Source organism: Colwellia sp. BRX8-4 (genome assembly GCF_014077345.1).
Lineage (GTDB): Bacteria > Pseudomonadota > Gammaproteobacteria > Enterobacterales > Alteromonadaceae > Colwellia_A.
Window position 1 is genome coordinate 119241 of the sequence record NZ_JACGVS010000009.1, and the last position, 16200, is coordinate 135440.

13 protein-coding genes and 5 tRNA genes are annotated in these 16200 nt (G+C 38.2%); 5 read left to right on the forward strand and 13 right to left on the reverse strand.

Annotation, left to right across the window (positions count from 1 at the left end; genetic code table 11):
* Positions 1-192: 192 nt before the first annotated feature.
* The gene (locus H4J56_RS09680) at positions 193-966 is read left to right on the forward strand and encodes a sulfite exporter TauE/SafE family protein (protein ID WP_182259251.1); all 774 of its coding nucleotides are present in this window, start codon (positions 193-195) and stop codon (positions 964-966) included.
* Positions 967-1168: 202 nt separating this feature from the next.
* Here the strand turns inward: H4J56_RS09680 and H4J56_RS09685 are convergent, their stop codons facing one another.
* From H4J56_RS09685 to H4J56_RS09695, 3 genes are all read right to left on the reverse strand, one after another.
* Positions 1169-1816, reverse strand: a complete 648-nt coding sequence (locus H4J56_RS09685; RefSeq protein ID WP_182214251.1) for a DsbA family oxidoreductase — start codon at positions 1814-1816, stop codon at positions 1169-1171.
* Positions 1817-1949: 133 nt separating this feature from the next.
* Positions 1950-2456, reverse strand: a complete 507-nt coding sequence (locus H4J56_RS09690; RefSeq protein WP_182214249.1) for a DUF6436 domain-containing protein — start codon at positions 2454-2456, stop codon at positions 1950-1952.
* Positions 2457-2460: 4 nt separating this feature from the next.
* Entirely contained in the window at positions 2461-3927 is a 1467-nt protein-coding gene (locus tag H4J56_RS09695) for a methyl-accepting chemotaxis protein (protein WP_182214247.1), read from the reverse strand.
* A gap of 389 nt (positions 3928-4316) precedes the next feature.
* Here H4J56_RS09695 and H4J56_RS09700 point away from each other — a divergent pair, with 389 nt between their 5' ends.
* Complete coding sequence (locus H4J56_RS09700; RefSeq protein WP_182259252.1) at positions 4317-4790, forward strand: DUF2947 domain-containing protein; 474 nt, start codon at positions 4317-4319, stop codon at positions 4788-4790.
* A gap of 28 nt (positions 4791-4818) precedes the next feature.
* Here H4J56_RS09700 and H4J56_RS09705 read toward each other — a convergent pair whose 3' ends face one another.
* The 3 genes from H4J56_RS09705 to H4J56_RS09715 all read right to left on the reverse strand — a co-directional run bounded on the left by H4J56_RS09705 (position 4819) and on the right by H4J56_RS09715 (position 9284).
* Positions 4819-5868: an AI-2E family transporter gene (locus tag H4J56_RS09705; RefSeq protein WP_070377248.1), complete on the reverse strand. Its 1050-nt coding sequence runs from the start codon at positions 5866-5868 to the stop codon at positions 4819-4821.
* Between the two features lie 105 nt (positions 5869-5973).
* Positions 5974-8547, reverse strand: coding sequence for an ABC transporter permease (locus tag H4J56_RS09710; protein WP_182221723.1), 2574 nt, complete (start codon positions 8545-8547; stop codon positions 5974-5976).
* A 2-nt stretch (positions 8548-8549) separates the two neighbouring features.
* Positions 8550-9284 (reverse strand): ABC transporter ATP-binding protein, encoded by a 735-nt coding sequence (locus tag H4J56_RS09715; protein WP_182214243.1) that lies wholly within the window; start codon positions 9282-9284, stop codon positions 8550-8552.
* On the opposite strand from H4J56_RS09715, the gene H4J56_RS09720 reads away from it, so the two are divergent.
* Together H4J56_RS09720 and H4J56_RS09725 are read left to right on the forward strand one after the other, a co-directional pair.
* Positions 9283-9921, forward strand: a complete 639-nt coding sequence (locus H4J56_RS09720) for an arylesterase (RefSeq protein ID WP_182259253.1) — start codon at positions 9283-9285, stop codon at positions 9919-9921. The two genes, H4J56_RS09715 and H4J56_RS09720, sit on opposite strands and share 2 nt — an antisense overlap.
* Position 9922: 1 nt before the next feature.
* Entirely contained in the window at positions 9923-11497 is a 1575-nt protein-coding gene (locus H4J56_RS09725; protein WP_182214239.1) for a cation:proton antiporter family protein, read from the forward strand.
* Between the two features lie 423 nt (positions 11498-11920).
* Here H4J56_RS09725 and H4J56_RS09730 read toward each other — a convergent pair.
* The 5 genes from H4J56_RS09730 to H4J56_RS09750 form a co-directional block, all read right to left on the reverse strand.
* Positions 11921-11996, reverse strand: a tRNA-Glu gene (locus H4J56_RS09730).
* A gap of 185 nt (positions 11997-12181) precedes the next feature.
* A tRNA-Glu gene (locus H4J56_RS09735) sits at positions 12182-12257 on the reverse strand.
* A 185-nt stretch (positions 12258-12442) separates the two neighbouring features.
* Positions 12443-12518, reverse strand: a tRNA-Glu gene (locus H4J56_RS09740).
* A 186-nt stretch (positions 12519-12704) separates the two neighbouring features.
* Positions 12705-12780: transfer RNA gene (locus tag H4J56_RS09745), tRNA-Glu, on the reverse strand.
* A gap of 105 nt (positions 12781-12885) precedes the next feature.
* Positions 12886-12961: transfer RNA gene (locus tag H4J56_RS09750), tRNA-Ala, on the reverse strand.
* A gap of 412 nt (positions 12962-13373) precedes the next feature.
* Between H4J56_RS09750 and yvcK the strand changes: the two genes are divergently transcribed.
* Positions 13374-14282 (forward strand): uridine diphosphate-N-acetylglucosamine-binding protein YvcK, encoded by a 909-nt coding sequence (gene yvcK / locus H4J56_RS09755; protein WP_182214237.1) that lies wholly within the window; start codon positions 13374-13376, stop codon positions 14280-14282.
* Between the two features lie 73 nt (positions 14283-14355).
* Here yvcK and dcd read toward each other — a convergent pair whose 3' ends face one another.
* Positions 14356-14952: a dCTP deaminase gene (dcd, locus tag H4J56_RS09760; RefSeq protein ID WP_070376602.1), complete on the reverse strand. Its 597-nt coding sequence runs from the start codon at positions 14950-14952 to the stop codon at positions 14356-14358.
* A 51-nt stretch (positions 14953-15003) separates the two neighbouring features.
* Positions 15004-16101, reverse strand: a complete 1098-nt coding sequence (apbC, locus tag H4J56_RS09765) for an iron-sulfur cluster carrier protein ApbC (RefSeq protein ID WP_182214235.1) — start codon at positions 16099-16101, stop codon at positions 15004-15006.
* Positions 16102-16200: the final 99 nt, after the last annotated feature.

The following is a 16200-nucleotide window of genomic DNA, read 5'->3' on the forward strand; positions in this document are numbered from 1 at the left end:
CAATTTTTCACGTAGGTAAATATTATCTCAATGTGCAACGTAATAGCCCCTTTTTATATAGCTTTACAGCGCTCCCGCCCCTTTATAACCCCCTTTAACTTTTAGATTATCAGTAAACTATATGTTGCTATTGGACTCAATTTAAATATGTTATCGTCTAGCTAATTTAATCGCTCAGGTTTATTATTTTTAATGTCATTTGAATTGATTTTTCTGTTCTTTGCCGGTTTTTTTGGTGGTGTGCTTAACTCAGTTGCTGGTGGCGGGAGCTTTATTACCTTCCCCGCACTTATTTTTGTTGGCCTTCCTCCCATTATCGCAAATGCGACCAACACTTTTGCCTCATGTGCCGGCTATATGAGCGGTACTTATGCTTTTCGAAAAGAGATTGCTGCTAATAAAGCTCAACTGCCACTTATTATAACAATCAGCGTGATCGGCGGTATTATCGGTGCATGGTTATTACTAAAAACACCTGAAGTGTTGTTTCGTGAGGCTATCCCTTGGTTACTGTTATTTGCGAGTGTATTGTTTGTTTTTGGCGGCAAGATTAATGCTGGACTTAAAAAATTGGCAGTCAATCACCAACATGCCTCATCAATAGGTAGTTTATTACTGGTCATTGTTCTGTTAGGTATCGCTATTTATGGTGGTTTTTTTAATGCCGGTTTAGGCATAATTACCCTTATCTATCTGGCATTAGCTGGTCACACTAATATCAATACAATGAATGGCTTAAAGCTATTGATATCCTCAGCAGTATCAATAATTGCTATCACAGTGTTTATTTACAATGATGTGATTGCCTGGTATCAAGGAACTATTGTGCTATGTGGCACATTAGCTGGAGGTTATATTGCTGCAAATGTTTCACGCAAATTGCCACAAGCTAAGGTCAGGTATTTTGTTATTTTCGCGAGTATTATAACCACTCTGTATTTCTTTTATGATAGTTATGCGAGCTAACGTTTAGATAAGCTTTCGCCCCGCAACAGCCGGTGATATCAATGAGATGGTAAGTTAAGTGGCAGCGTTTATTGGTTAAAAATGTAACCAAAGCGCATTCGAATAAGAACCTTGTAAAACTAATAGCAGTTTATGTAAGGCCGATTAAATCCACTTAAATACCATTTGAACGTTTATTTATAAAGGGTTGTTAGGCCGTTTCTTAACTTTCTTTAGCTATTTCACGTAATGCTTGTTCAAAAACATCCGCTGGCTGACCACCACTAATCAAATGCTTATCATTGACTATCACGGCAGGCACTGAGCTTATGCCCATTGATTGATAATGGCGTTGCAAAGTACGCACCTCTTCTTCGTATTCATCAGACGCTAATATTTGTTGAGCCTTTTCTTTATCTAAACCAACACTTTGCGCTACATCGAGTAGCTTTTGATGATCACTGGGATCGCCACTCTCTTTAAAATACAGATCAAACAAGGCGAGTTTAAGTTCAGTCTGCTTATTATATTCTTTTGCCCAATGAAGCAGCCGATGTGCGTCAAATGTATTATATATTCGACCACCACCACGGTTACCAAATTCATAACCAAGCGCTAAACCTCGTTGCTTGATCATCAGTCTATTTTGCTCACTTTGTTCAACACTAATGCCGTATTTTTCGGTAATGTGTTCGGTAATATCCTGACCTTCTTTTGGCATATCAGGATTGAGCTCAAACGGTTGCCAGGTGATATCAACTGAAATATCATCCGCAAGTTTGGTTAATGCTTGATTTAAAGACTGGTAACCAATAATACACCAAGGGCAGGAAACGTCGGAGACAATGTCTAATTTAAGGTGTTTACTCATATTTTTTCACTTGAAATTTGTTGGTAAAATAACTTAAATTATTTGCAGCGTTTAAGCCGAGTAAAAAATAAGCTAAGTAAAGAAAACTAACCATGACAGTAAATGGTTAGCGATAGATTAACATAAAGTAGTTTTATACATTGCAATAACAACCTTTCGCTTCTTTAACAACAAGATTAGCGGCATAACCTTTTAAGTAGTTATTTAACATAGTCTGGGCATAGCCTGACGTTTGCGAGCAAGCTAAACCTTGCCCATAAGGACCAAAATAGACAACCTCTCCTGATTCATCTATTAGTGCTACAGAGGGCGTGGAGGGAATAACATTGTGCTCATTAATGACAACATTCTTTATTAAAAAATCATTAGCACCCGCCAGTTTATTGAGATCTTTAATATGTTTTTCACTGTACTGTTGGCATTTACAACTCGGTGTAGAGAAATGGAGTAGTGTTTTTTGACCCGTCATATTGGCCGGCTTGGCATAAGGTAACAAATAACCAGATAGCTCCTGATTTCCTACACCCGCTAACTTATTACTCTCATCAAACTCGACAAGCCTATCTTTTATCAGGTAACCAAATGCAGATAGCGTAAAAGCTATCCACACGGTAAGTACTCCCCACTGAAGTTTCGACATTAGTTTATTTAAAACGAGCAATATTAAGTGCCATTGCATTCGAGGTAACACTAACACTATCGGCCTCTGAAGCTAATGCTTGGACTCTTTCTCTGTCGACTAAAGCTGTATCTCTTAACGTTTCGGCACTTTTTGCTATATCTGCAGTGGTTACTGATTGTTGCTCAACCGCTGCGGCGACATTAATCGATATAGCACTGGCATGCTCCACGAGTGCTGACGCTTGAGCTATTTGTTTTTGAGCTTTATCAGCACTTTCAATGACCGATTGAACAATCCCAATACTATGGGTCATTGAATCTGTTGTTAACTTAGAGTAACTTTTTAACAGGGAAAGCGTTTGACCTATTTTGTCAGTACTTTCTTTAGTGCGAGTTGCTAACGCACGGACTTCATCGGCAACAACAGCAAACCCTCGACCTTGCTCTCCTGCTCTCGCTGCTTCTATTGCCGCGTTTAACGCTAATAAATTTGTTTGCTCAGCAATACCACTTATTTCAGATAATACCTTCGAAATAGCTTCTGTAGAGTTAGCGAGATCGTTCACTTGTTCGCTGGTCTTTTCAAGTGCAGATGTTAAGTTTTTGTTTTGATTATTAATGCTAATAATTTCTTCATTGGATGCCTTCGTAAAGTCAGTAGCTTCTTTCATCTGATCACTTAACTGAGTCGTTTCTTGCGCGATAGATGCTACTGTTACTGCCATTTCTTCTGCCGATGTCGCAATCACTTCAGTTTCTTGTTGACGCTGTGCTGTCGAGCTTTCAAGTTCTTCTTTGGTTCTATTTAAATTTTGTGAGTTAGCATTTAATTCGACAACTTGCTCTTTTACCCCTTGAATAACCTTTGATAATAAGTCTAATAATTCATTAAAAGACAATAAGGTTGTATTATTATTTGCTCTTGCCTTGATGCTCAAGTCAATCGCATTGACATCAACCGTTAATGAAGTCGCCACTAACGATAATTCTTTACCTGCTTCACTTTCTACTTTCATGGAATGTGCTATGTAGCCAGCAATAATAGACTCAGTAATAGCATAAACAGCATGTATTATAACGGTTGAGAAGAGCAATCTATCTTCGTCAAAGATATAAACACCCGTATCATTTACCTGCAAGTAGTAAAAAGAAAAATGGTGTACGGCAACAACAAGAATAGCCGTAATGAATACCCGCCAATCTTGAAAAATAATTAAAAACGCTAAAAGGATAAAAATTTCGAAATGAACTTCAATTAAGCCCTGTGCTTGATGAATATGCAAGGCTGCAAATATCATGACTGCGAGCGCTGAAACATGACCTGAAATAGCACCATCTCCGGCTGTTTTGTAGAAGTATATCGGCACAAGTAATGCAGGTAGGCCAATAATAAGTGCTGATAGGTATGAATCATAGATGAAAGCCAAGAGCAAACTTTCAGCAAATAAAATACATAAAAGGTATGTAAATAGTGTGTTATTTTTATTCATTTTTATCCCGTTATACAGACATAATTAACATCAATTTCACTATGGTTAAAGTTCGACATATTAGGGTTCAATTGCTACCATCGCAAATAAAACCTAGCCCTGTAAATCTCTGAAATCCCTGTAAATCGCGCTTTAAATCAAGATACCATAACTTTAGTTCAATAAAATTGACAAATCAATATCATAAGTATTTAAGTCAGTTAATTTAATAGCTATTGGCTTAGTTAGATAATACCTAAGCGGTTAAATATTTATAAAAATATGTTTTATTTAGCTTGGCTATACAGGCGATATAAAAAATAACCCAGGTTCAAGATAAAAAACTCAATCATAATGGTGTATCATCTGCCTACTTCTGCTTATAACATTAAACCAATACTAGTGAATTCATGAATTATATTCCTTTAGATGACCTTAAAAATGCTTGGATTTTTAGACATAAAAGCCTGCCGATCAATGATAAAGATAAAACAAAAATAAAACCTATGGTTCAAGCACGAGCACAAGTTGTTTGGGATACCTTTATTAGTCGACAAGTCGACCATCCTGATTTTTTCAAAAAGGGTGATTGGCCATTTGAAGAAACAACTTGGCAGAAAACATTGGCATGGGAAAGTATTTGGGATAGTGAACAAGCAGAATTGCCTGCAGAAGTTGTTGCTCATTTAGCGTGGGACAATAATACCGTGGTTTATTTTTGTAGTGCAAAAAACAATGTTATTGAAACAACTTGGGCTGTTTTCCAGCGTTATTGGAAGAACTTTCTTTTTATGGATGATGGACCACTTCTTATCGGCAAAAAGCGTAAAGAAGCGGTGCAATTTTTATCTAATGGTCAATGTAAGCTTGGTTTAAAAAAGTAAAGACAGATACAGCCAATTAAATTTAGGCTTAGCGCTTAACATGTTCAAGTTCGTTAATATCGTCTTCACCTGACAATAGCACAGCAAACCAACGACCTTCTTCTGCGTTCTCTAAGCCTATTTTAATGATCATGGTTAATGGCACCGAAAGTAACATCCCTACTGAGCCGAGTAACCATCCCCAAAAGATTAATGACAGAAAAATCACTAAGGTTGACAACCCTAAGCCTTTTCCTAAATAACGAGGTTCAACAATATTTCCCATCACCATATTAATAGTGATATAGCCTAAACCGATAAGACCGGCCTCAGGCAAACTCAATTGTAATACGGCCAGTGACATCGCCGGAACCGCTGCGATAATAGAGCCAATATTAGGAATATAATTAAGCAGAAAAGCAAGCACACCCCAAAGCAAGTAAAAGTCTAAACCAAACGCCCAGAGCATTATTGACACTATAATACCGGTAGCAATACTCACTAAGGTTTTAATCGCTAAATAGTTATTTACCGAGGTAAGAAAACGGTCTATTTGCTTTAAGCGCATTTCGGGATCCGCTAAAGCAAAATGTAACTTTTTAGGTAAAGACGAGGCTTCAAAAAGCATAAATATAACCGTGATGATAATAAGAAATAAATTGGCCATCACACTGCCTAATCCGCTAAGCATATCGGCTGCTAAGCCCATGGCTGCAGCGGGGTCAAAATATTCCATTAATAACGCTGACGATATAATAATATTTTTATCGGCTAACTGCTCAGTTATCCAAATAAACTGTACTCTTAATTGCTCGCGATATTCAGGTAATTTAAGGGATAGTTCGGTGAGTGATTTTCCAACTAACCCCGCAAGAGATAAAGCAACAATAACGAACAAGGCTATGACTAAAAGTACCGCTATTACTTTTGGTATTTTATAACGGCTAGCGCGGGCAATAAGCGGGTTACAAATAATAGCGATGAAAACAGAAAGTAAAAAAGGTACTAAAATATTAGCAGCCGTTTTTATCCCTGCAAAAACAATAAACAGTGCTGCGGTTACTACTAGCATTTTTACTGCACCGCCTGATTTTTCCATTAATCCCATAGTGTTAACTTTATCATTTAAAAAACCTTACTATACCCGAAACTTAAATCTAGTGTTAATAAACTTAAGTTTCGATTGTTAACAAGCAAGCGCGGTTTACATTGTTCGACGGATCAAGGTCAAACTTGACATATTCAATAATCGCCAACAACTTAGCATGCCCATGATACCAACAAATCCAGCGCCAGCAGCGATACCCACTAACCAGTAATTGAAATGAAAGCTCGCCGACATTTCAAAGACTTGCGTTTGCAAGAAAAACACCGCTATTTCCATCGCAATACTCGCCATTAACCCCGCAACAGCGCCAAGTGCAACAAACTCAAACAATACGCTATTTCGCAGTAGTGAACCTTTCGCGCCTAAGGTACGCAATATCGCTAACTCTCGCTCACGCTCTTCCATACTTGCTTGCACTTGTGCAACCAACACTAAACTACCCGCTAAAATAACTAACACTAAAATAAGTTCAATCGCGATTGAAACTTGCTCTATCATGCTGGTCAGTTGTTTCATAATTGCACCAAAATCCATAATTGAGATGGTAGGATATTGGCTTAAAAAGCGATAAACTTCATTTTTTTGTTGATCTGATATCATCCACGCCGAAATAGAAGTGGACTCTATATCGATAACGGCAGCTTCATTGAAAATCATAATAAAATTTAACTGTCGACTCTTCCAGTTAACGTCGCGAATACTAGTAACCGGCACAGTGAATTCGTCAGTACCAATAGTAAAAGTGAGCTCATCGCCAAGTTTAACATCTAAACGTTCAGCCATACCTTTTTCCATAGAGACTTGTGGTAAAGTATCCTCTATTTGCCACCATTGCCCTTCGATAACTTCATTGGTCAAAGGTAATTGCTCTTGCCATGTTAAGCTTAATTCACGGCCAGCACCTTTTCGCTCTTTTGGCTTTTCTTTATCCTCTACCTTGGGTTTGTCTGTGTCGGTCGTTGCTGAATCTTTATTCTCATCCTCGTCAATTTTGACTGTTTTTTCACCATTAATCGCTGATAAACGTCCTCGAAAAATAGGATAAAACCCCTGATTATCGAGATTGAGCTGCTCGGTAAAAGCTTGCAGTGGTGCAACTTCTTCATTGGCAATATTAAGTAAATAATGATTAGGCGTGTTTTCCGGGAACTGTGCTTGCCACTCATCAATAATTGAACTTTTCATTACCGTTATTAGTAGTAATAACTGAATAGCGATAGTAAAACTGACTAATTGCACACTATTTTCATTGGCGCGGCGCTTTAAGTTTGCTAAAGCCAGATGCCAAGCTTTACCGGCTTTAGCACCAGCACTTCGCCCTGCCCCCATGATTAATCGCCCTAAAAGCAATAAAACACCAGAAACTAATATACCACCTAACAACAATGACAAACTCATAACGAGATCGCGACTAAATAACATCAGTAGCGCAAAGAGTGCCAGTAGTGGGATCACTTGATGCCAACCAAACCTTGGTAATTCATTTTTGCTAAAACCGCGAATAACATCGAGTGGTTTCGTTGAAATTAATTCAGTAATAGGATGAATGGCAAAGGCAACCGCACAAAGCACTCCCGTTATCACAGCAGTGATAAATGGTTTAAACGTTAGTTGGCTTTCATCTAATGACAAGTAGCTTTCTATAGCACTCACACCGGCGAGCATCAGCATATAACCAACAACAAGCCCTACTATGATACTTATTAAGCTAAGTAAGCCCCAGTGCAGCATATACAATTTTTTTACATGAGACGTTGAAGCGCCTAACGCTTTAAATACTGCAACCATAGGTTGATGACGTTGCCCATACCGTCGACTGGCAACCGCAACAGCAACAGCAGCAAGCACAATACCTAACATACTGGCTAACGATAAAAACTTCTCTGAGCTGTCTAAGACCTTTGATAGACGGTTTTTTGCTGATTTAGCATCGTACCAATTTTGAGTTTCATTGAGTTGTGGCTTTATCCAGGTTTCAAATGTTTCAATATCGTCACGCTCCCCCGCAAACATATATTGATAATAAACGCGACTGCCGGGCTTTATCAACTGGGTTTTCTCAATATCTTTAATATTAAGAAATATAGTGGGTCCGGCAACAAACATACGGTATGAACGGTCAGGAATTTCTACAATAACACCGGCAACAGTCAGCGGGAGAACCCCGACCTCTATTGTGCCACCGATTTTAACATCAAGACGGCTAAGAATACTTTCTTCTACATAAGCCGTTCCTTGTTGTGGCGCGCCAACCGAGCTGGGTATTTCTTGATCTAGCGACGTTTTAACAAGAAGCTCGCCGCGCAAAGGATATTTTTCTGAAACAACATCAAGTTCAGATAACAGCATGTTATCACCTGAAAAAACCATAGAATCGAGTAATATTTTCGAGGCGACATTGAGCGATAAACTATCACTTTTATCAAGGTATTCGGTCGGTATTACTCGGTTAGAGCCCAGCACCCGATCGGCTGCTATGGTGTTAGCGCTGTTGGTGATGATAGCTTGCTTAATTTGCTCTGAAAAACCCGTTAATGAAAATACTGTGCCGACTGCGAGAACAATCGCTAAAAATATAATGGTTAAGTCACCGCGGCGAAACTCATGATGTAACAGTCGTAATGATTGTTTAACCCAAGTCTTTGATGGTTTTACCCTTAATTCAGTCATCGTTAACCTACTTTCATATGAGCAGGAAGTTCATCTTGATTGGCGTTGTTGAGATTAACCTCTTGTAAAACGCCGCTGTCCATTTCAACTTGACGTTGACAGCGCTGGGCTAATTTTGGATCGTGAGTAACCAATATTAAGGTGGTGCCATGTTTTTCATTTAATTGAAAAAGTAAATCGGCGATATGAACGCCTGTTTTGGTATCTAAATTGCCCGTAGGTTCATCGGCGAATAATACGTCGGGCTTGGTAATAAAAGCGCGAGCAATAGCGACCCGTTGTTGTTCACCACCCGATAATTGTGACGGATAGTGTTCAGCACGTTCACCAAGGCCTACAGCATCAAGTAACGCCAGTCCTTGTTGTTTTGCATCAGGTAAATTTGCTAATTCAGCCGGCAACATAACATTTTCAAGTGCAGTTAAACTGCTAATTAATAAAAATTGCTGGAAGATAAATCCAACGTGATCTGCTCGTACTTGACTACGTTGCTCTTCATTAAACTGGTGCAATGGGTGGTTTTTAAGATAAACTTCACCTGACGTAGGTAAATCTAAGCCCGCTAAAATAGCTAACAAGGTTGTTTTTCCTGAGCCTGATGAACCTACTATTGCTAATGTTTCACCTGTATTGACCGTTAGGTGAACAGGTTGAAGTAGATCAAGAGTTTTCTCTTCTAACTGCACAGACTTAGTTAACGCACTTACTTTTAATATGGCTTCGGAATTTGACTTCATGAATAAACATCCCATTTATATTTTGTTTTTAAGCTTAATAGCTTTAATTTCTATATCTTTTTCGACATTGGCTAACCCTTTAGCCAAGCATTCTATTTTACTACTAGGTGATAGTGTTAGTGCAAGCTATGGAATGAAAGAAAACCAAGGCTGGGTTCACCTGCTAAATACACAATTAACTACGCAAAAAAGTCCTTATAAGATCACTAATGCTAGCATTAGTGGTGAGACTACAACAGGCGGTTTATCAAGGTTACCTGGGATATTAGCCAAAGAAAAAGTTGACCATTTAGTGATAGAACTTGGTGGCAATGATGGTCTTAGAGGCTACTCACCAAAGAAAATTAAAAATAATTTGTTACAAATGATAAAGCTCGCTCAAGATAAAAACATTCCAGTGTCACTCTATCAAATCAAAATCACCCCAAATTATGGGCCTCGTTATAATAAAATGTTTGAACAAGTATTTATTGATGTTGCCGCTGAAACTAACATTAACTTGTTACCTTTTTTTGTTGAGCCATTAGTCACCGACGCCAGTTTAATGCAAAAAGATGGCATTCATCCCAATGTTAAAGCTCAGCCAATTATTGCTGAATTTGTTGCTAGTCAGTTTACAGAAATCATGGAAGAATAATATGGATTTTATTTGGATTCTATTTGCCTTTGGTTGTGGGATGGCAGCAAAGTCATTTTCATTACCACCATCAATTGGTTATCTCTTTGCAGGGTTTTTACTAAATTTTCTCGGTTTTCAAGCCGACGACAGTATCAATACATTAGCAAACCTAGGCATCACCTTAATGTTATTTACTATTGGTTTAAAACTCAATGTTAAAGACTTATTAAAAAAAGAAGTCTGGTTAGGTAGTTTGTCTCATAGTGTCACTTGGGTGTTAATCGGTGCTTTGCTGCTAAAATTACTTGCCCTTGCTGCTATTAGTTACTTTGCTGACTTGTCTTTTTACACCTTAGGGTTAATTATTTTTGCCTTGAGCTTTAGTAGTACGGTTTGTGTCGTTAAGCTGATGGAAGATCACGGCGAAATGCGCACGCGCCACGGTAAATTAGCCGTGGGAATTTTAGTGATACAAGATATTGTCGCGGTAATATTTTTAGTGGTGGCGACCGGTAAGTCTCCAACATTATGGGCTTTACTGTTGTTGAGTGCCTTTTTTATAAAGCCGTTAATCAATAAACTTATTGACCAAGTAGGTCACGGTGAACTTATTCCGCTAACCGGATTTTTCTTAGCCTTTGGTGCCTATGAACTTTTCGAGTTAGTGAGCATTAAAGGTGATTTGGGCGCCCTGCTCGTCGGGATGTATTTGGCTTCGCACAGTAAAGCCAGTGAAATTAATAAATCATTGATGGGCTTTAAAGATCTCTTTTTAATTGGTTTTTTCTTATCTATTGGCTTTACTGCATTACCCACAGTAGAAATGCTTGCGATGGCAGGCCTACTAACTTTACTTATCCCTGTAAAATTTTTCTTATTCTTTTTCTTATTCACACAATTTAAATTACGTGGCAGAACCTCTTATTTAACGGCACTAGCATTAAGCAATTTTAGTGAGTTTGGTTTGATCATCGCTTCGCTATCAACAAAAAATGGCTGGTTAACAAATGATTGGTTGGTCATTTTGTCCTTGGCCGTTTCCTTATCGTTTATTATTACTAATATCACTTATAACTTTGCTCATCGGATTTTCACCCGACATAAATTGTTTATTTGTAAATACGAAAGAAAAAGTAAACTCAGTGAAGATAACTTTATACAACCTTGTGATGCACCGATTGTTGTAATTGGTATGGGTCGCGTTGGTATGGGCGCTTATAAAGCTTTAGACAGCCAGGCTACGGGTCAAGTATGGGGATTAGATGCCGACCAAGGTAAGATCGCTTGGTTGAATGATAATGACGTGCAAGCATTTTGTGGTGACGCGGAAAATATTGATTTTTGGGAAAATATAGAAATAGAGAAACTAGAGTTAATCTTGCTCGCCCTGCCAAAAATTCAAGATATTAAAAATATAACCTTACAATTAAGACATGCAAATTATCAAGGTCAAATAGCGGCTATTGCTCGGTTTGATGATGAGCGCCAAGAAATTGAAACCTTTGGCGTAGATAAAGTGTTTAACTTCTATACTGAGGCTGGCGTTGGTTTTGCTGAGGAAAGCTTAGCGATGATCAAACCGAATAAGCAGTAATATAACGACTTGAACCAGTACTCTGGCCACTAAAGATTGATTGCTAATAAGTAACAGATCATCCTGTTACTTTGCTTTTACTATCGCCTTTAGGCTGATCAGTAAACTCATAAGACTGTCAGATGGTGAACCCAGCGACTAAAGATCACTGGGTTTGATCGACGATGTTCGATAAAATAGTGATACCACGACGTAAAAGCTAAAGCATCTTAGCAGACAAACTCGAAAAAGGTGATCCTAAGTCACTTTGTATGATACAAGCTTAGCAATGTAACACAGGATTGCTTAAATGCTTAAAATAGACTTAAGGTAATATTCTTATTGAAACATCAAATTTCAGGCATAAAAAAACCGACAATAAGTCGGTTTTTTTATATCACTTATAGCACTGACTCTTTAGTAACTCGTTACATAAAAAATAAGTGGCATCCCTAAGGGGATTCGAACCCCTGTTACCGCCGTGAAAGGGCGGTGTCCTAGGCCTCTAGACGATAGGGACACTAAAACTATTGAGTAAGTAAACATTGAATAAACAAGGTTTAGCTACTTAGAAAAGCATCAAACAAGATTTTCATCTCGCTTTTATGATTGAAACGTTCTTCAATCAAAGGAAACAACAAGACCTAGTTTGTTATACCCTTTTTACCTATTTATTAACTTCCAATAAAGGAAATAAAAAATAAGTGGCATCCCTAAGGGGATTCGAACCCCTGTTACCGCCGTGAAAGGGCGGTGTCCTAGGCCTCTAGACGATAGGGACACTAAAACTATTGAGTAAGTGAACATTGAATAAACAAGGTTCAACTACTTAGAAAAGCATCAAACAAGATTTTCATCTCGCTTTTATGATTGAAACGTTCTTCAATCAAAGGAAACAACAAGACCTAGTTTGTTATACCCTTTTTACCTATTTATTAACTTCCGATAAAGGAAACAAAAAATAAGTGGCATCCCTAAGGGGATTCGAACCCCTGTTACCGCCGTGAAAGGGCGGTGTCCTAGGCCTCTAGACGATAGGGACACTAAAACTATTGAGTAACTGAATATTGAATAAACAATTTTCAATTACTTAGAAAAGCATCGGACAAGATTTACATCTTGTTTTTATCATTGAAAACATTCTTCAATCAAAGGAAATAACAAGACCTAGTTTGTTATACCCTGTTTACTTATTTAATTACGGCCAATATGGCGATAAAAAAATAAGTGGCATCCCTAAGGGGATTCGAACCCCTGTTACCGCCGTGAAAGGGCGGTGTCCTAGGCCTCTAGACGATAGGGACACAAATACTATCGTGAAAAGTAAACTTTTCTATTTTAAGTGATAAAAAACACTTAAAACCAATATTATTTAAATAAAGATTAACTTAATTAAATAACTTAAAACTTGGTGGAGCTATGCGGGATCGAACCGCAGACCTCTTCGCTGCCAGCGAAGCGCTCTCCCAGCTGAGCTATAGCCCCGCTACAAATTAATAACATGGCCTAATATGCTATAAATTCATTGCCTAACAAATGATTAATCACTCGTTGAAAGCGAGGCGCATTCTAAGCACCCGTCCTAAAACTGTCAACTATTATTTTAGATAAAAAGGTGTTTTTTGCAAAGTTTTTAGTTAAGTGTTTACTTAAACATCAACTTGACTATTTTTTGTTTAATCAGTGATTTATCAATATCAACTTTTCGAAAGCGCTTTTATTTATCTGCAATTAAGCGATGTCACTAATGTTAAACGATTATTTATCTACAAGGTGCTATTTTTTCCCTAATTTCAAAAAATACATCTAGGCAAGCTCAATGAAATAAGGGTTTATAGTTTCTTTATGACAAAATTGGGGTTAAAGTTGTACTAAGATATAATAATAAGAATTTTTCATGCAGCTAGAAAAGCTAAATGTTGTCGCTATTGGTGGCGGACACGGTTTAGGTCGTGTGTTATCTACTCTCTCTTTTTTAAAAAAGCAGTTAACGGGTATAGTAACCACAACCGATAATGGAGGCTCTACTGGCCGTTTACGCAGGCGCAGTAGTTCTATTGCTTGGGGTGATTTACGTAATTGCTTAACATTGCTTGTTGATGAGGACTCTGTTGGCAGCCAGTTATTTGACTTTAGATTTGATGGGCAAGATGAACTCGGTGGTCACAATCTAGGTAATCTTATTTTATATGCCTTGGGGAAATTGCAATCTCGGCCACTTGATTCGATAAAGCTTGTAAGACGTTTATTAGGGGTTAGAACGCCTTTATATCCGATGTCAGAGACACCAACCGATCTAATGGCCTTCTACCCTAAGGGACGTTGTAAAATAGGTGAACTCTCGGTTGATAAAATGCCGATAATGCCAGAAAAATTATTATTGGCCCCGTTGGTTAAAACCTTGCCTTTGTGCATTGAGTCAATAAGGTCTGCTGATTTGATTATTTTAGGCCCTGGGAGCTTTCTTACCAGCGTTATTCCACCTTTGTTAGTGCGAGATATTACTAAAGCGATTCAGGCAAGCTCAGCTCATTGTGTGTTTATTGAGAACTTAGCTCCAGAAGACAGTCCTGCCGCAGCATTATCATTAGATGAGAAACTTAATTGGATCAAAGAAAATATTGGCTGCTTACCTATTGATAGTGTTATTTGTCAAAATGAAACGGTTACATCTACTATTTTGCCCGTTATTCATTGCGACCTTTCTAATGGTTCAGACAGTCATAACCATGATAAAGAGAAACTGTTACAGGCATTAAAACTTTGCATAAGTGGTATTGATAAACAAAATAGTATTTCTGCCTAGTTTCTAGACTGCTGATAAAAAGCCGTAAAATGATCGTTCATTTTACGGCTTTTTAGTTTTTAGTTTTTAGTTTTTAGTTTTTAGAAGCTTCGTCTTGACTAATACGGCTAGCAACAGCACCTGTTTGATTTTTATATTTTGCATCTTCACGTTTATTATAAGGACGTGCAGCGCTTGAAGACATAGTTTCAAAGTTTAGTGCCGCTATCTTCATTTTAGGGCGAAGTGCCAAGGGAAGCTTACCACTATTATAAAACTCTAAAACAATCTGCCCAGACCAACCAGGATCGATGCGATGTGCGGTAACATGGACCATTAAGCCCAAGCGCGCTAATGATGAACGACCATCCAACCAACCAACGATATTATCAGGTAGAGTGACCGACTCATAGGTAACCGCTAGCGCTAATTCACCTGGATGTAAAAAGAAAGCCTCACCATCAGCGATAACAATTTCATCACTCATCACTGAGTCCATCGCTTTTTGCATTTCAGCTTTGGGACCACTTAAGTCGATATAAGGTGCGGTATGATCTTGAAAAACGCGAAATTCGTTACCTAAACGAATATCAACACTTACCCCTGAAATCATACTGCTATCGGGTGCAGGGGTAATAATAATTTCACCTCTTTCAAGCGATGTTTCTATGTCTTTGTCGGACAATCTCATGTTAGTTCTTCTTACGTTATTACTTTAAGGTTAGGGAATTAGCTATAAAGGCTAATCTTCAATCAATAGTTTTGCGGTATTTGGACTGCGTGAATCCAACTGCAGATATAACTGTGCAGCGATAGTTCGCGCTATCTTACGGTATTGCTCACTGATGTTACTAGTGTTATCTGTTAATAATGGCGAAACCCCTTGGTCTGCATCGCGACGAATACTGACATCAAGCGGCAGTTGTCCTAAAAGTTGCGTATCATATTTATTGGCAACCCGTTGGCCTCCACCTTCACCAAACAAGTGTGATTGATGACCACAATTTTCGCATTGGTGATAACTCATATTTTCAATAATACCGAGCACAGGTACTTTTACTTGTTCAAACATCGCAATACCCTTTATCGCATCAGCCAGTGCTATATCTTGTGGTGTGGTAATAACCACAGAAGCTGCCACGGGTACTTGTTGTGATAACGTTAATTGAATATCACCGGTGCCTGGGGGCATATCAACAATTAAATAATCTATACCTTGCCAATCAGTTTCGTTAAGTAATTGACTAAAAGCTCTGCTTGCCATTGGACCTCGCCAAACAGTTGCATCATCTTCATCGACTAAAAAACCCAGCGACATTGCGCTTAAACCATTAGCATTTATTGGCGTGAGTAACTTACCATCATCAGAGCTAGGCTTTGCTCCTTTTAAACCCAGTAATGTAGGAACTGATGGGCCATAAATGTCAGCGTCTAAAATGCCAACCGAGGCTCCTTCTGCGATTAACGCATAAGCAAGATTAACTGCTGTCGTCGACTTCCCTACTCCACCTTTTCCTGAGGCAATAGCAATAATATTCTTTATACCTAAGAGTTCATGGCGGCGAACCGGCTTAACATTGTACTTAACATCAAAACGAACGGTCTGCTTAACTTCTTTAGTAAGCATTTCAGTTAATAATTGTATTTCACTATTGCAAGGGAAAGGTAAAGACAATTTAATGACAATATCATTACCTTTTTCTAAGGTAATTTCAGGGTCAATATCAGGATATAGAATTCCTTGAGGAAAATTTTCACTTCGATAACGATTTAAGCTATCAACAAGCGTTTGTTTAGCGTCACTGGGGAGTGTTTTTGACGAAAATATCTTTGAGAACATTTTAAAAGGCACTTTATCGCGTTTAAGCAATAATTATTAATGAAAAGTAATTACAAATTCTGTACCATTCCCCTCATAATTACCACCAATAAATGTAAA

What these genes read in the sequence shown, in the direction of transcription:
- H4J56_RS09680 (WP_182259251.1), top strand. Translation starts at nt 193, where the DNA reads ATGTCATTTGAATTGATTTTTCTGTTCTTTGCCGGTTTTTTTGGTGGT.
- H4J56_RS09685 (WP_182214251.1), bottom strand. Translation starts at nt 1,816, where the DNA reads ATGAGTAAACACCTTAAATTAGACATTGTCTCCGACGTTTCCTGCCCT.
- H4J56_RS09690 (WP_182214249.1), bottom strand. Translation starts at nt 2,456, where the DNA reads ATGTCGAAACTTCAGTGGGGAGTACTTACCGTGTGGATAGCTTTTACG.
- H4J56_RS09695 (WP_182214247.1), bottom strand. Translation starts at nt 3,927, where the DNA reads ATGAATAAAAATAACACACTATTTACATACCTTTTATGTATTTTATTT.
- H4J56_RS09700 (WP_182259252.1), top strand. Translation starts at nt 4,317, where the DNA reads ATGAATTATATTCCTTTAGATGACCTTAAAAATGCTTGGATTTTTAGA.
- H4J56_RS09705 (WP_070377248.1), bottom strand. Translation starts at nt 5,868, where the DNA reads ATGGAAAAATCAGGCGGTGCAGTAAAAATGCTAGTAGTAACCGCAGCA.
- H4J56_RS09710 (WP_182221723.1), bottom strand. Translation starts at nt 8,547, where the DNA reads ATGACTGAATTAAGGGTAAAACCATCAAAGACTTGGGTTAAACAATCA.
- H4J56_RS09720 (WP_182259253.1), top strand. Translation starts at nt 9,283, where the DNA reads ATGAATAAACATCCCATTTATATTTTGTTTTTAAGCTTAATAGCTTTA.
- H4J56_RS09715 (WP_182214243.1), bottom strand. Translation starts at nt 9,284, where the DNA reads ATGAAGTCAAATTCCGAAGCCATATTAAAAGTAAGTGCGTTAACTAAG.
- H4J56_RS09725 (WP_182214239.1), top strand. Translation starts at nt 9,923, where the DNA reads ATGGATTTTATTTGGATTCTATTTGCCTTTGGTTGTGGGATGGCAGCA.
- yvcK (WP_182214237.1), top strand. Translation starts at nt 13,374, where the DNA reads ATGCAGCTAGAAAAGCTAAATGTTGTCGCTATTGGTGGCGGACACGGT.
- dcd (WP_070376602.1), bottom strand. Translation starts at nt 14,952, where the DNA reads ATGAGATTGTCCGACAAAGACATAGAAACATCGCTTGAAAGAGGTGAA.
- apbC (WP_182214235.1), bottom strand. Translation starts at nt 16,101, where the DNA reads ATGTTCTCAAAGATATTTTCGTCAAAAACACTCCCCAGTGACGCTAAA.